Raw genomic sequence first — 15,298 nt, forward strand, 5'->3', positions numbered from 1 at the left:
GACGGTTCGCAGGGTCTAATGAATGAACAAGGCAAGAAGTACCGCGTGAACCCCCTTGTCATTGAGCTCTGGAACCTTTGCGACGGGAGCAGAGGAATAGATGACCTGCGCATAGCTGTGCCAAAACTGCCAATCCCCGAAGTCATAAATAAACTCAGACAAATGGGGCTAATAGAAGTGGAAAAAATCGGTAAGTAACTGAAGAGGAATAGAAAACTTAAACCGAGTGTCAAACATCCATATAAGTCGCAAGCAAGCAGCTAAAAACGCGAAAATAGTAAGCGATCCACCGAGATGGGCAAACCCCCCTTTACCTTTAATTTTCAACCAACCTGAAGTTGCTCTTTTACCGAGGTAACCTTAGCGGTCAGAGCCTAAACGGCTGAAGGTAATCCGCAAGCTTTTGTGCCTATGGCTTCCTCCACCTGCTTCTCAAAACCTAACCTGAGTTATTTACAAGTTTAACCTAATTCAGTTAAGTGGGATCTTAACATAGTTCTACGCAATGCAAAAAACAGGTTGATGTTCGGCTGAGATAAGCTTAAAGGAAAAATCTGGTGTGGGCCGGAAGGGATTTGAACCCTCGACCTGCGCCGCGTGAGGGCGCCGTCATAGCCAACTAGACCACCGGCCCTAGCGCAACTTAAGGTGGAAGTGTTAGACTCTATAAAATTATACTTCCTCCATATTGTATGTTTGATGTCTAAGCTGAAAAGATTTAATTTTAGCCTAGCTCAGCTTACTTGGCGCCGAGTTCTCTCTTCTTCCATCGTAAGTTGCTGCTTCTACACTTTCTGCATTTGTCGGCTGTAGATGGGTTCTTGACTCCACAACGCCTGCAGATCTTGTAGTAGAGGCGGCTCTGCTGAGCTATGGTCTTCTTAACTATGTCTGTTATGGGCATCGCTCGATTGCCACCTTCCAGTCAGGAAGGACTCAAGTTCGGCGATATATTTACCTTTCCCTTAGAGCGCCCATGAGTAATGTTTACCACCCTCACTTAATTTAGCCAATATCAGCCTTACAGTCTCAGCGCAGCTAAATAACCAAAACCCATTTATGGCTAGTTACGTCTTCACCAAAAGTGGCTTAGGCTAAATAGCCTTTACATAGGGTGCCTAGACATGGAATTCAAGGCAGAATCGATTCTGGGAAAGATACTTGCTTACCGGCAGGATCTGAGCCGTGAGCAATTGCTAGAACTTGTGAGAAAGAAGAAGGAGGAGACACGGCATCTCTTAAATGATGAAGGCGCAGCCTTCTTGGTAGCATCGGATCTTGGGGTGCCACTTTTAGGAGGTAGCTTGAAAACGAACCTGCAGATCAAGGATGTCATCCCATCTCTTAATGATGTCACTGTGAGCGGCCGCATCTTGGCGGTATACCCGGTTGTTGAGTTCACAAGGCCTGATGGGTCGAGAGGGAAGGTTAGGAGACTTACTATCTGCGACCGGACGGCCACCTTGGATGTCCTTCTATGGAATGAGAAGGCATATGACTCTATAGTGGGAGAGTTGAAGGTTAATAGGATCGTTAGGTTTGCTCATGGATACTCGAGAGTATCTATAACTGGGGAGACAGAGCTGCATATAGGTTCCAGAGGTGAACTGACCCTATCTCCCCCAGATGAAGCTGATTCGATGTATCCTAGGTTGGATGATCTCTTCGAGAGAATAGCCCAACTGGATTCGAGGAAGGATGTGGTTAACATCTCAGGGGTCGTGGAGAGAATTTATCCTGTGAAGACCTTCGAGAAACAAGAGGAGGTGGGCAGGGTGGTGAAGGCGACTATGAGGGATGGTTCAGGCAGAGTTAACATAGTTGCTTGGAACGACGATGTGGAGCTGGTTGAGTGCCTCAAGCCGGGTGAGGAGATCCAAATACTGAAGGGCAAGGTTAGAAGGAACATAACAGGCGAGATTGAGGTTCACATTAATAGGAAATCTCAAATAATAAAAAAGTCGTGAAGAGATTTGGCCTCATGGCTTCTTCACCTTTATGCCTATTACGCCTCACGTTGTGGAAGTATCTTCACGGCTTAGGTTATTTATCTCAGTATGGGAGACTGTCTATCCACGGGTAGAGACCTTTCAGTCTTCCGATCGACTTTTCAATCTCCTCTCTCGGGTGTGCGTATGCTTGCAGTTTCCCGGCTAGATAGTCTTCATATGCCTTCATATCAAAGTGCCCGTGCCCACACATCAATGTAAGGATAACTTTCTCCTCGTTCCTCTCCTTGCACATCAGAGCTTCATCTATCACAGCCCTTATGGCATGGGAGGGTTCAGGTGCTGGTAGAATTCCCTCCGTCTTAGTGAAGAGAGCTCCTGCTTCGAAAACCTCTAGCTGGTTGTAGGCTCTTGACTCTACTTCACCCTCGTTGATTAGGAGGGACAGACTTGGTGCTTTACCGTGGTAACGTAGTCCGCCAGCATGGATTGGGGGTGGTATGAAATCGTGGCCGAGTGTATACATTTTGAGGAGTGGAGTCATCTTCGCCGTGTCACCGTGATCATACATATATATGCCACCTGTTGTGGAAGGGCAGGCTAGGGGTTCCACCGCTATGAACCTTAGGTTCTTCCGCGCTTTTCCAGCTGCTTTATCGTAGTAGAAGGGCCAGAAGAGGCCTGAGAAACTACTGCCGCCGCCTATACAACCTGCAATGATGTCGGGGTACTCTCCTATATCTTCGAACTGTTTCTGAGCTTCCAGACCTATGACTGTCTGGTGGAGTAGGACATGGTTGAGAACGCTTCCCAGAGTATACCGGGTATTCTCGTGAGTCACAGCGTCCTCTACAGCCTCACTTATAGCTATGCCCAGGCTTCCAGGGTTGTTGGGGTTGCTCTCTAGAAGTTTCCTCCCAAAGTTAGTTCGGTCGCTTGGACTTGGCAGAACCTCAGCGCCCCAAAGCTGCATTAACGTCTTCCTATGAGGTTTCTGATCGTAACTTGCTCTGACCATGTATACGGTAGCCTGGAGCCCGAAGGCTAGGCAGCCGAAGGCGAGCGCTGAGCCCCACTGCCCAGCGCCGGTTTCGGTTGTAAGTCTCTCTCTACCTTCCTTCATGTTATAGTAGGCTTGTGCTATCGCGGTGTTGGGTTTGTGACTTCCCGGCGGGCTGACGCCCTCATATTTGTAATATATCTTGGCCGGTGTTTTGAGTGCCTTCTCTAGTCGCAAGGCGCGGTATAAGGGAGTGGGCCTCCAGAGCCTATAGAACTCGCGAACCTCGTCGGGGATAGGTATCCAACGCTCCTGAGATACCTCCTGTCTTATCAGCTCCTTCGAAAATACACGTTCTAGAACGCTCGGATTTATCGGTTCCTTGGTCGCCGGGTTTATTGGCGGTGGGATAGGTCTAGGAAGGTCTGGTTGAATATTGTACCACGACTTAGGAATCTCTTCTTCTGGTAATAGAATCTTTGAGTCGACCAACAGACAACACCACACGGATCGATCAACAACTAAAAGTCAAATGCTATTTTAGCTTAACTATTCAAGTCTGGTCAATAATCTACCACCGAAAACTTTGCCCTCAAGCAACACCACACAGAGGCTTACGGCAATTCCCACCAAAGCTCCGCCTAACACGTCCGAGGGAAAATGGAGCCCTAGATAAATTCTTGAAAGCCCAACTGCGAAGGCGAATGGAAACATAACTAAAAACCACCTCCTGTATCTGCAGGAGAGAGCTGTGGCACCTGAGAAGGCACGTATTGTGTGGCCTGAGGGAAAGGAAGAGTCAGTGGGCAGATTTAGGAGTAAGATTTTAAGGTCGCTTAGGACCATGTATGGCCTCGGCCTATAAAATATCTGGTCTAGTAATATCCCCACCACCATCCCACAAAGAAGAGCTGAAGCCAATATGAAGGCGCTCCTCTTCCCGTAACTCCCCTGCAGGAAGTAGAGCGTGGCTATCAGAGTAACCCAGACCCAACTGCCACCAAGTTCAGTAAATAGAATTGTGATAGGAACAGCTGACTGGTGGAGTAAACCGTTGATGTTTCTGGTGAGAGTGTAATCGTACTGGTCAAAGAAACCCAGCCTAATGCTTGAGGTTAAAACTACTATTGCGACGGTTAAGACTGCAACAGAGGAGACGAGGAGACGAGTATTTATAGGCCTGCAGACGTTCATGAAACCAGTATCGCCTATAGCGTATAGATACCCCAGCTTTTTAATTGCTTCTCGCGAAACCTGATAACTAAAAATGTTCCGTATTAATCCCAGAACATTCTAGTTCGTATGTAGTTTCTCTCAGCTTTGAGCACAGCTAAATAGAACCCATCTTCACTTTGGAAGCTATGCCTGAGTATACGGGCGGCAACAGTGGGCCCAACTCCACGAGCCGCCATAGCTACAACAGCTCTCCTCCCATAGTTCTGAACTATGCTTGCAGACTTCCACGCAGTAAGCCAGAGCTTCTCCTCATCCTTTGATAGGTTACATTTCTTCAGCTTCTTCCTAACAGCCTTCAACGTCGCCTCATCGTCCTTGGAGGTCACGGCTATTAGTGTGGAACCGCAGACTGGGCAGCTAACCTTATCTGGGATGCTCCTAACAATTCGAGTTCCTTCCCAGTCGCCTTTGAAGACGCAGAGGAGCTTGAGGGTCTTAGCTTCAAGTCTGCTTTTAAGGAGCTCTATAACTTCACTCCTCTCCTTCGCCGGTTGGAGGAGGTCATGGGGAGCTATCTTGTCTAGGAGAGGGTAAGCAAATGCGGAGGCAATCTCTCTTATTGGTTCGATATCCACGGTTACCTCTCCAGACCTTACACCTTCAATTACAGTCTTCAGGTGAAGGATGTCGAAGTTCTCAAGGAAGATCTCTCTCAAAGTCTCCTGGTACACGGGTGTACCTCTCAACGCTTTGAGGAGTGCCCTAGCATGGCTCAGCCGATAGTCGGCATCCCTTGAGACAAGCCCAAACCTCTTCGCGTTATGCCACAGCCTCCACAGGAATAGCGTAGTCTGATCAACTGTACTTTCCAAGACATGTAAGGCTCCCACAGGGTCGAGGCCGACTAAGAGCTCTTTGACAGTCTGGGAATCTATAGAGTGGGGTGCGATGAGTGCTATCCGATATGGGTCTGACTGGATAGCCACATCTAGGCCGGTTTTCGATGTAAGGAGTGAGGCCAATATTCTCGACAGAGTCTGGTTGAGCTTATCACCGAAGCAACCGTGAATGATCACATAATTCTCGAAGGGCTCGATAACCACCCGCCTATCATGTGCTATTAGATAACCCCCCTCAATTTGTTTCTTAATAGTGAAAACAACCTGCTTCCTCGAATCTTCATCTAAAGAATAACCCGAGAGTGGGTCGCTGGCTTCGCGGTTGTGAGTAAGTCTCTCCTCTATCTCCCGCCTAAGACGGCCAACTTCCTGTGCCACTTCGAAAGGGACAGGTATGATCTCTCCCTCCCAAGCGGGTATTGCGGCCGCTGTAGGCTCTACACCTTCAACCTCAATCGTATACCTCTCCTCATCCACTTGAAGTATCTGCCAGACGTGACCGTGGAGTATGAACTGGCTACCAACTTTACCATACCTAGCCACGAACTCTTGATCTAGGGTGCCCACTCGACGTTTGGCTGAGAAGTCAAAGACCGCGTACTGCTTCACATCGGGAATCATGGAAAGATTCTCGTAGTAGTATTGACGGCTACTATGTGGAGCGATCGTTATTACGCTGTTGAATAAACGAATCTTCCCCTCCTCATCCAGCTGCTTCACCGTTCGCTCGAAATCTTCAAAACTCAAATTAGAGTAGGGGTAGGACTTCCTGACTATTGCGTAAGCCTCCTCAAGTTTTATGACGCCGTGATCTAAGACCAAACCCACAAGTTGGTGGGCTAAGACATCTAAGGCACAGGTGTGAAGCTGAGGCTCCTCTAACAAACCTTCAAACGCTCTTCTCAGAATTACAGCCGATTCTAAGATGTCATCAGGCCAGGTGGCAATCACAAGGCCGCGCGGTCTCCCCTTTACAGCGTGGCCGCTTCGCCCTATCCTTTGGACAATGGGGGTTACCTGTCTTGGGGACATGTACTGAACTACAAAATCTATCGCACCCACATCGATGCCTAGCTCTAGAGACGATGTGCAGATTACGGCTTCAAGTCTCCCATCTTTGAGCATGTTCTCGGTCTCTATCCTCAAATCTTTAGACAAAGAGCCATGATGAACGCCTACTCTCTCAGAGGGGGCGATCATCTTTATCTTGGAAGCTATAGATTCAGCATGTTCTCTAGTATTTGTGAAGATTAAAGTAGCCTTGTGCTCTCTGATAAGGCTGAGAAGCCTCCGCAGCCGCGCCACTACCCCTGGTGGGATTAGGAACTTCTCTGCGACAGCCCGGTCTGTGTCGCTTGGGGAAGGGCTCTCTACACATGCCTCCATCTCTCTGAATGCCTCAACTTTTAAGATACGACACGACCTGCCATCCCCGGCTAGAAATCGCCCTACCAGCTCAACGTCGCCTATAGTGGCTGAGAGACCTATCCTCTGGAAGTTTACTCCAGAAAGAGCCTGGAGGCGTTCGAGAGCTATTGCCAGTTGGGATCCACGCTTGTCTTGTGCTAGTTCATGAATCTCGTCGATTACAACCCACCTCACTCTTTTCAGGTGTTCTCTGATCCTTCGCCCAACTAGAATCGCCTGGAGCGTCTCAGGCGTAGTGATGAGTAAGTCGGGAGGAACCTTAGCCTGCACGCTCCTGACGGAGAGGGGAGTGTCTCCATGCCTAACCTCGACCTTGATGCCAAGCCTCTCTCCCATCCCCGCCAACCTCCTAAAGATGTCTCGATTCAGTGAACGTAGCGGGGTGATGTATAGGATGGACACCCCCCGAAGATTATAACCCTCGCTACGCGCCCGCAATAGTAATTCTATCAGAGGTAGAATCGCCGCCTCAGTCTTACCAGTCCCAGTTGGAGATACCAGTAACACGTTATCTCCTGAGAGAATAGCTGGAATGGCCTTCTTCTGAATCTCAGTGAACCCTAATAACCCCGACCGCTCAAGCTCTTCAAGAATGGGTTTTGAAAAGTTGGAGAAAAGTTCCAGTTCTGGGGTCAAGGCTTTGGCCCCAACTTCCTCAGATACGCCAGATAGATCTTCAAGTCTGTCTGTCTATTTACATCAGTTTCCTTAGGTCTCTCTCCCTCGAGAAGAGCTACTAAAGCTTCAAAGGTATTAACCCTCTTAAGACCCGCCTCAACAACGCCTCTAACCCACTCGGAGTCGATAAGGTATGGTGCTGCCTCCACATAGGCATCATTTGCAACTTTAGAAAGGTTTGCCACCTGTTTCTTGACCATAAACTTACCTCGCATAAACTTTTGACCGTTATAGGCCGAAGAATTTAGATGGTGACCAGTTATTTAAAAACCTTTGAGACGCTTTTAAGGTGTGACTTTTTGACCTTCTCCCCAACTGTCCCTGGACCAGTTAATAGGTAGATCACAACTAAGAGTAAATCTATTACAGAGAGACTGAATAGGAGACCCTTAAATGTTTCAAACGTATCCATAGCGCTACCAGCCAATACCTTCTAAAGGTTAAACATCTCCACTGACATATTAAGGATTTAACTACTATAAGAATTAACCTAACTGCAAGTATCAAACAAAAAAATGGATGGCGAAACATAACATAAGAGCTTCATATTGCTCAAACCGAGGCGTGAGGGGATCAACTAACAAGCTCGTATGACTGAAAAATAAAAGGAAAAGTAGAAATAACATTAAAATGATCCATTAAAAATTAGCCAACCGGGAGGCACCCATATGGGAAATGGCGGTTACAAGATAGTCTTGACAGCTGGCCGGACACTGATGAGTGAATATCATAATGCAGTCTTTCTCGGCTTCAGTGCCTGTTGCCCCCGAGGCTTCATGCCTGACGAGATCTTCTTCACTTACCTCTGCCCTTCAGTCAAGGTCAACGAGGACGGCTCCGTCGACTATGCCCAGCTTGGAACTCGAAAGATCGAGGCAGCTCTGATAAATTATGGATTTAAACCCGAAGACATAATAGTAGCTCACCCTGACCACCTCGATAAGGTGATAGGCCCTAACACAAAAGTTATAGGACTCACGGAGCATGACCCACTCGGCCTCGGCCCGCCAACCTCTACCTTCATCGGAGTGGTTGGTGGGGTGCCTTACAACGCGTACAAGTTTAGAGAACTCCTCAACCACCCTGCAATCAAAGAGTATAGGTCAAGGCTTAAGATCATATTAGGTGGCGGCGGCGCTTGGCAATTCAAAGACGAGGCTGTTAGGAGAGAGTTGGGCATTGACACTGTCGTAATTGGTGAGGGAGAGAAGGTTGTTGGCCCCTTATTTGAGAAGGCTATAAGAGGAGAGGAGTTGCCTGGCCTCATACGGGGTGAAGTGGTGCCTACAGAAGAGATACCCACTATCAGAAAAGCCACTATATGTGGCATTGTAGAGGTAGCTAGGGGGTGTGGGCGAGGATGTGATTTCTGCATCCCAGATATGCTACGTTACAGAGTTATTCCTATTGGGCAAATTCTAAACGAGGTGGATGTCAACCTTAGATGGGGTAGGCAGCCTCTACTTCACGCCGAAGATATTCTCAGATATGGCGCGAAAGGGTTAAATGTGAATAGGGAAGCTGTAATCCGCCTCTTTAAAGATGTACGGAGCTATCCTGGCGTCAACAAAGTGAGCATCAGCCATTTCTGCCTCTCTTCGGTTGCAAGCGCGCCCGATGTAGTCGAAGAGATTGAGAGGATTCTAGATTTAGGCAACCCTGAGGGTCAGCTTTGGCTCAGCGGTCAGACTGGGATCGAAACAGGTAGCCCGAGACTTGTTAGGAAGCATATGCGGGGGAAGGCCAAGCCTTTCGAACCTGAAGAATACCCTGACACAGTTGTAAAAGCCTTCGAGATCCTCTCTCAACACCATTGGATTCCATGCTCCACCGTCCTTATAGGGCTCCCAGGCGAGACGGATGAAGACGCTGAGGCAACCATAAAGCTTGTCCACAGGCTTAGAGACTTTAAGAGCCTCATAGTCCCAATGTTTGCAGTCTCTTCAGAAAATCCCTCGGAATCATTTATCGCCGACAAGCTCACCGAGATGCAGGGGGAAGTCTTCCTAAGCTGTTGGGAGCACGACCTCCGCTGGTCTCAACTACTTTTAGATGAGTATATTCGAGCTGCTGACGCCGCAACCGCAGAAGGTATCAAATCGATACTCGCGTTTACCGTCTCATTGGTTACTGAGTGGCTTAACAGGTGCCGGAATGAGTACCACTGCAACATTCCAGCTATGATAAGGGACTTCCGTGAGAGTCTAGGTCAAGGCGGAAAAGCCTAGGAGACCTAACCGGCAAGTCTCTCTAGGCTTAGGTTGCGGTTGCTTTGTGTGCAGGATGGTATTTCTTGATGTAGGCTGGGTCTATACGTTTGAGTTCAGCCTCAGGAAGCATTGAGAGAAGATCCCATCCAAGTTCAAGCGTCTTCTCTATGCTACGATCCTCATAGAAGCCCTGGTTTACGAACTCGCGTTCATACCGGTCGGCAAACTGCAGGTAGAGCTTGTCCTTAGCGGTCAGGGCTTCCTCTCCGACCACCGCCACAAGCTCCCTAAGACCCCTACCTTCCGCGTAGGCATAGTAAAGTTGGTCGGCTACTTGGCGGTGATCCTCCCTCGTCTTACCTCTGCCTATACCTTGATTCATCAGTCTCGAGAGTGACGGCAGGACGTTTATGGGCGGGTAGATCCCTTTCATGTGAAGCGCCCTTTCAAGGTATATTTGCCCTTCAGTGATATAACCTGTCAGATCTGGTACTGGGTGAGTGATGTCGTCGTGGGGCATTGTAAGTATAGGCATCTGTGTGATTGAGCCCTTCTTTCCATGGATCCTTCCCGCACGCTCGTATATAGTGGCGAGGTCGGTGTACATGTATCCGGGGTACCCTCTCCTTCCTGGGACTTCTTCTCTAGCCGCCGAGATTTCTCTAAGTGCCTCAGCATAGTTGGTCATGTCGGTCAAGATGACAAGGATGTGGAACCCGTACTCGTAGGCTAGAAACTCTGAGGCCGTCAAAGCCAGCCTTGGAGTTATAAGCCTCTCTATAGCTGGGTCGTCTGCGAGGTTGATGAACATCACGACTCTGTCGAGGGCTCCCCTCTCCTCAAAATCTTCCCTGAAGAAGCGTGCTTCATCGGCTGTGATGCCCATCGCTGCGAAGACTACGGCGAATTCCTCTTCTTCACCGAGAACTTTAGCTTGGCGGGCTATCTGAGCTGCTACGGCGTTATGAGGCAGTCCTGAGCCAGAGAATAAAGGAAGCTTCTGCCCCCTGACAAGGGTGTTCATGCCATCGATTGATGAGATACCAGTCTGGATGAATTCGGATGGGACAGCTCTGGAGTAGGGGTTCATGGGAGCACCATGAATGTCCAACTCATCCTCAGGGATTATCTCCGGACCACCATCGACCGGTTTACCACTACCGTCGAATATCCTCCCTACCATGTCTTGGGAAACTGGAAACTTTAATGTCTCGCCTGAGAAGCGGACTAAAGTCCTTGAGATGTCTAAGCCTCCTGTGCCCTCGAATACTTGGATGACGGCTACTCCTTCTCCAACCTCTAAGACTTGCCCCCTCCTCTCCTCACCGCTGGGTGTCACGATCTTAACAACTTCCCCGAAGGCAACCCCGCTTGTCCTCTCGACAAAGAGGAGAGGACCAGCTATCTCATTGATTGTTCGATGCTCTTTCCCAGTTAGTAGAGCTCTACTCATGCGGTCTCCCTCCCAGCTCCTGAAACTAAAGAGTTAAACTGATCAGCCATTCTAATGTCTATCTCCTTAAATGTTTCATCAAGCTTCTCTGGTGGTATCAGTTTCATCCTCGCGATCTCCTCGACAATGGGTAGGGATAGAATGTTTTTAATTTGTATACCACGTTCAACACTCTTCAACATGTTATCATAGAAGTTTATTACAGCCCTCAACATTAGGAAGCATTTCCGAATTGAGCAGTAGCTGTCAATAGGGTGGAAGGCGCTCTGCATTAGAAAATCCTCTCTTATCATCTTAGCTGCTTCAAGGAGAGCTCGCTGACTCTCGGATAACGCATCCGGACCTACTAATCTCACGATCTCTTTTAGCTCATCCTCCTTCTGTAGAAGCTCAAGCGCCTTTGTCCTCAGGGACGCCCATAGCGAATCAACATTCGCGGTATACCACCTATCCAAAGAGTCATGATAGAGGGAGTAGCTGGTCAGCCAATTTATAGCTGGGAAGTGGCGGCGTTCAGCCAGACTCTTGTCTAACCCCCAGAAGACCTTAATGATCCTGAGAGTGTTCTGGGTTACAGGCTCGGAAAAGTCTGCCCCTGGCGGTGAAACCGCCCCAACAACACTGATCGAGCCTAGCCGTGGTTCACGCCCGAGGGTCTCTACCCTCCCAGCCCTCTCATAGAATTCTGATAGGCGTGAAGCCAGATAGGCTGGATAACCTTCCTCACCTGGCATCTCCTCCAGGCGGCCTGAAATCTCTCGGAGTGCCTCCGCCCACCTTGAGGTTGAGTCAGCCATTAATGCGACGTCGTAACCCATATCCCGGAAGTACTCGGCCATCGTGATCCCGGTATATACGCTGGCCTCTCTAGCGGCGATAGGCATATTTGATGTGTTAGCGATTAACACGGTCCGCGTCATCAGGGGTTGACCTGACCGTGGATCTTTTAACTTTGGGAAACTTTCAAGAACGTCAGCCATCTCATTTCCACGTTCACCACATCCAACGTAGATCACCACATGGGCGTCAGCCCACTGAGCCAACTGGTGTAACATAACCGTCTTACCAGTTCCAAAGCCTCCTGGGATTGCGCCTTGGCCGCCCTTCGCCATTGGGAAGAATGTGTCGAATATCCGCTGCCCAGTCAGGAGCGGCGTGTCCGAAGGAACTTTCCTCTTGTAAGGTCGTGAGATTCTAACTGGCCAGCTTTGCATCATGGGGAGCTCAATTATCCCTTTCGGCCCTTCGAGGGAAGCTACAGTCTCGTCGACAGAGTAACTACCTTCGGTAATATCCACCACCTTTCCAGAGACATTGGGGGGGACGAGGATCTTATGAGTAACTAATGGTGTCTCCTGAACTGTGCCGAGAATATCTCCCCCCACCAACTCAGCTCCCACCTTTACTGCGGGGATGAATTTCCACTTCTTACTACGGTCAAGCGGATGAGCTACAACACCCCTTTTAAAGAAAGAGCCTACGAGGCTCTGGATGCTAGGTAGGGGCCGCTGTATTCCGTCATAAATTTGACTTATGAGCCCAGGCCCCAACTCGGCGGAAAGAGGCTTCCCCGTGCGCTCTATCGCCTCACCCGGCCTGAGACCACTGGTCTCCTCGTAGACTTGAATGGTTGCCTTATCACCCTCAATCCGGATTATTTCCCCTATCAGCCTCTCACTGCCGACCCGAACTAGCTCATACATTTGAGACCCAGACATGTTCTTGGCGGAGACAACTGGACCGGCGATATGGGATATAATTCCTTTAGCCTCCAAATTAATCCCTCCTATACTTTAATCTCAACTCCTATCGTTCTCTTCACTAGACTAGCGAGGGGGGATATCCTCCTTGGGATCGGGCCTTCTCTCCCCGGTATTGTGAGAAGAGTGGGGTAAACCCTTTTTGAGATCTCATCGATTACAGGCTTGATTCCCTCAGCGACCTTCTCCGTAACTATTATTATGGCGACATCTTTGTTATCCGCCAGTTTCCTAACGACCTCGGATGCGGTGGCGTTATCTCTAACAGGGTATGAGAATTTTACCCCCGCAAGTCTGAAGTAAGTGGCTACATCCTCGTCCGCTACGACGGCTAACTTCCCCAAATTGAGACCCCTTGGAAGATAAGATAAAGACTATACTTCCCCTATAAAATTTATGCCCTAAAGCTAAAAGGCTGCAAGATGGTGAATATTAAATGGCTGTTCTGTCAGCGGCATTCGCTGTAGCCACAGTTGGAGAGACAACGTCTACAGCCCTCAGCATATATTACAGGGCTACCACATTCTGGGCAGGCTCCGTTATCGAAATTGCCCTTAAATTCGATAATCTTTTCGACAAACTTTAGAGACATAGTAGACTTCTCAGTGTGGACTTTTGGGACCTTCTTCTCCTCCAGGTACATCTCCAACGCCTTACCTATGGCGTCTGGGCAGGAAAGGATGCTCTCCTTGCCGAACCCGTAGGTTCTATCGCATATTATGCCCTTGTAATGTTTGACTATTTCGTGAGGGTCTATGCCCGATCTGAGTATGATGGAAGCCGACCTGCCCAGCCCCTCAGTTTGAGCTGAGGCACAGCCGCCTGCCTTCCCAAGTCTTGCGAACACCTCGAAGGGCTGTCCATGCTCGTCTTCGTTTATGGTCACATAGAGAGACCCGCAACCTGTCTGCATCTCGTAGGTCACACCAGTGGTCTTGCGGGGTCTTAACCTAGGCTTTATGTAAGCCTTCGCAGCTTCACCCACCCTGGCGGCTTTTGTACTCCCAGCCTCAAGAACCTGTCGGTCTCTGCTACCATCCCTATATACAGTGACACCTTTACACCCGAGCCGATATGCTAGAAGGAACGCTTTCTTTACTGCTTCTTTAGTTGCATTGTGTGGGAGGTTAATAGTCTTCGAGACGGCGTTGTCCACATGCTTCTGAAAAGCCGCTTGCATCCTAACATGCCACTCGGGATCTATGTCTAAGGCGGTAACAAAGACCCGTTTCACGTCGGATGGAATCTCTTCGAATTTTTGAATTGATCCAGCCTTAGCAATTTTCGCCATTAAATCTTCGCTGTAGAAACCTCGATCTCGAGAGATCTTATCGAAGAAGGGGTTAACCTCAACTAACCTTTGACCATCCAGAACATTCCGGACAAAGCATATTGCAAATAGAGGCTCTATGCCGCTAGAGCAACCGGCTATCAAGGAGAGCGTACCTGTGGGGGCGATGGTCGTTGTCGTTGCATTCCTGAGCTTCCTAACCCCATCGTAGATGCTCCCTTTATAGTTTGGGAACACACCCCTCTCCTCAGCCAAGGCTTCCGAGGCTTTCTTTGACTCAGCCTGAATGAACCCCATAACGGCCTCAGCGACCTCTAATGCCTTATCTGAGTTATAGGGGACACCAAGCTGGATGAGCATGTCAGCGAACCCCATTACCCCTAAGCCGATCTTTCTGTTACCTTTTGTCATCTTCTCGATTATGGGTAGGGGGTATTTGTTGGCGTCTATGACGTTGTCTAGGAAGTGGACTGCAACGTGAACCGTCCTCCTCAGCCTCTCCCAGTCAACCTCCCCACCCCTAAGCATCCTAGAAAGGTTGACCGAACCCAAATTACAACTCTCATAAGGGAGAAGAGGCTGCTCCCCACAAGGATTCGTGCTCTCGATAGCGCCGAGCTGTGGGGTTGGGTTGTCACGGTTGATCCTGTCGATGAAGATGACGCCGGGTTCACCGTTCCTGTGTGCCATCTCTACTATAAGGTCGAATACTTCCTCAGCCTTCAGTGTGCCAGTAACAGCGCAAGTCCTAGGGTTTACAAGTCCATAGCTCTCATGCCGCTCCAGAGCCCCCATAAAACTGTCAGTGAGAGCAACGGAGATATTGAAATTAGTAAACTTGGTTCCGTCTTGTTTGCAGGTTATGAACTCGAGGATGTCTGGATGATCCACCCGCAGGATCCCCATATTAGCCCCTCGCCGTGTCCCACCTTGCTTTATGGCTTCAGTGGCTGCGTCGTAGACGGACATGAAGGACACAGGGCCGCTTGAGACTCCTAGAGTAGACTTCACCAAGTCGTTCTTTGGCCTGAGCCTCGAGAACGAGAAACCAGTCCCACCCCCAGACTTGTGGATGAAAGCCGTATACTTTAGAGTCTCAAAGATTCCATCGATGGAGTCGTCTACGGGAAGAACGAAACAGGCTGACAATTGTTGAAGTTCGCGGCCAGCATTCATCAACGTCGGCGAGTTTGGGAGGAACTCTAAACTGCAGAGCAGCTGGAAGAACTCTCTTATAGTCTCCTCAACTTCACTATCAGTCTTTCCATACATCCTATCTACGGAGCCCACGTTCTCAGCTACGCGGGCGAACATATCGCGTGGTTTTTCTGCGACCCTGTTCTGCTCATCCCTTTTAAGGTATCTCTTCTCTAATACTTTGATTGCATTGTTTGAGAGAGCAGGTTCGGGGATGGATTTCAGATCGTATAGGGCAGTCATACCTTATCATGCTC

General features: G+C 49.1%; 13 protein-coding genes and 1 tRNA gene. 3 read left to right on the forward strand and 11 right to left on the reverse strand.

What is annotated here, in order from left to right:
• On the forward strand, positions 1-198 hold a 198-nt coding region (locus QXJ75_03965), incomplete at its 5' end, for a hypothetical protein (protein MEM3737227.1).
• 362 nt (positions 199-560) lie between these two features.
• Here the strand turns inward: QXJ75_03965 and QXJ75_03970 are convergent.
• Positions 561-634: transfer RNA gene (locus QXJ75_03970), tRNA-Val, on the reverse strand.
• Between the two features lie 105 nt (positions 635-739).
• Positions 740-904: a 50S ribosomal protein L40e gene (locus QXJ75_03975; protein MEM3737228.1), complete on the reverse strand. Its 165-nt coding sequence runs from the start codon at positions 902-904 to the stop codon at positions 740-742.
• A gap of 220 nt (positions 905-1,124) precedes the next feature.
• Here QXJ75_03975 and QXJ75_03980 point away from each other — a divergent pair, with 220 nt between their 5' ends.
• Positions 1,125-1,967, forward strand: coding sequence for an OB-fold nucleic acid binding domain-containing protein (locus tag QXJ75_03980; GenBank protein MEM3737229.1), 843 nt, complete (start codon positions 1,125-1,127; stop codon positions 1,965-1,967).
• 85 nt (positions 1,968-2,052) lie between these two features.
• On the opposite strand, the gene QXJ75_03985 is transcribed toward QXJ75_03980, so the two are convergent.
• The 5 genes from QXJ75_03985 to QXJ75_04005 all read right to left on the reverse strand — a co-directional run bounded on the left by QXJ75_03985 (position 2,053) and on the right by QXJ75_04005 (position 7,557).
• Positions 2,053-3,444 (reverse strand): TrpB-like pyridoxal phosphate-dependent enzyme, encoded by a 1,392-nt coding sequence (locus QXJ75_03985; protein MEM3737230.1) that lies wholly within the window; start codon positions 3,442-3,444, stop codon positions 2,053-2,055.
• Positions 3,445-3,498: 54 nt separating this feature from the next.
• Positions 3,499-4,143: a phosphatase PAP2 family protein gene (locus tag QXJ75_03990; protein ID MEM3737231.1), complete on the reverse strand. Its 645-nt coding sequence runs from the start codon at positions 4,141-4,143 to the stop codon at positions 3,499-3,501.
• Between the two features lie 83 nt (positions 4,144-4,226).
• Positions 4,227-7,088, reverse strand: coding sequence for a DEAD/DEAH box helicase (locus tag QXJ75_03995; GenBank protein MEM3737232.1), 2,862 nt, complete (start codon positions 7,086-7,088; stop codon positions 4,227-4,229).
• Entirely contained in the window at positions 7,085-7,330 is a 246-nt protein-coding gene (locus QXJ75_04000) for a hypothetical protein (GenBank protein MEM3737233.1), read from the reverse strand. The genes QXJ75_03995 and QXJ75_04000 overlap by 4 nt, the downstream gene beginning before the upstream one ends.
• Before the next feature lie 59 nt (positions 7,331-7,389).
• Positions 7,390-7,557, reverse strand: coding sequence for a hypothetical protein (locus tag QXJ75_04005; protein ID MEM3737234.1), 168 nt, complete (start codon positions 7,555-7,557; stop codon positions 7,390-7,392).
• A gap of 241 nt (positions 7,558-7,798) precedes the next feature.
• Here QXJ75_04005 and QXJ75_04010 point away from each other — a divergent pair, with 241 nt between their 5' ends.
• Positions 7,799-9,358, forward strand: a complete 1,560-nt coding sequence (locus QXJ75_04010) for a radical SAM protein (protein MEM3737235.1) — start codon at positions 7,799-7,801, stop codon at positions 9,356-9,358.
• Positions 9,359-9,386: 28 nt separating this feature from the next.
• Here QXJ75_04010 and QXJ75_04015 read toward each other — a convergent pair whose 3' ends face one another.
• From QXJ75_04015 to QXJ75_04030, 4 genes are all read right to left on the reverse strand, one after another.
• Positions 9,387-10,793 carry a V-type ATP synthase subunit B gene (locus tag QXJ75_04015; protein MEM3737236.1) on the reverse strand — a complete coding sequence of 469 codons (1,407 nt, stop codon included), beginning with the start codon at positions 10,791-10,793 and terminating at the stop codon, positions 9,387-9,389.
• A complete protein-coding gene (locus QXJ75_04020; protein ID MEM3737237.1) occupies positions 10,790-12,568 on the reverse strand; it encodes a V-type ATP synthase subunit A in 1,779 nt (592 codons plus the stop codon). Before QXJ75_04020 ends, QXJ75_04015 begins: the two co-directional genes overlap by 4 nt.
• Before the next feature lie 11 nt (positions 12,569-12,579).
• Complete coding sequence (locus tag QXJ75_04025; protein ID MEM3737238.1) at positions 12,580-12,897, reverse strand: V-type ATP synthase subunit F; 318 nt, start codon at positions 12,895-12,897, stop codon at positions 12,580-12,582.
• A 104-nt stretch (positions 12,898-13,001) separates the two neighbouring features.
• On the reverse strand, positions 13,002-15,284 hold the full coding sequence (locus QXJ75_04030; GenBank protein MEM3737239.1) for a vitamin B12-dependent ribonucleotide reductase: 2,283 nt from the start codon (positions 15,282-15,284) through the stop codon (positions 13,002-13,004).
• Between the last annotated feature and the right edge of the window lie 14 nt (positions 15,285-15,298).

It is taken from the genome of Candidatus Bathyarchaeia archaeon (assembly GCA_038883335.1).
Classification (GTDB): domain Archaea; phylum Thermoproteota; class Bathyarchaeia; order Hecatellales; family Hecatellaceae; genus JAVZMI01.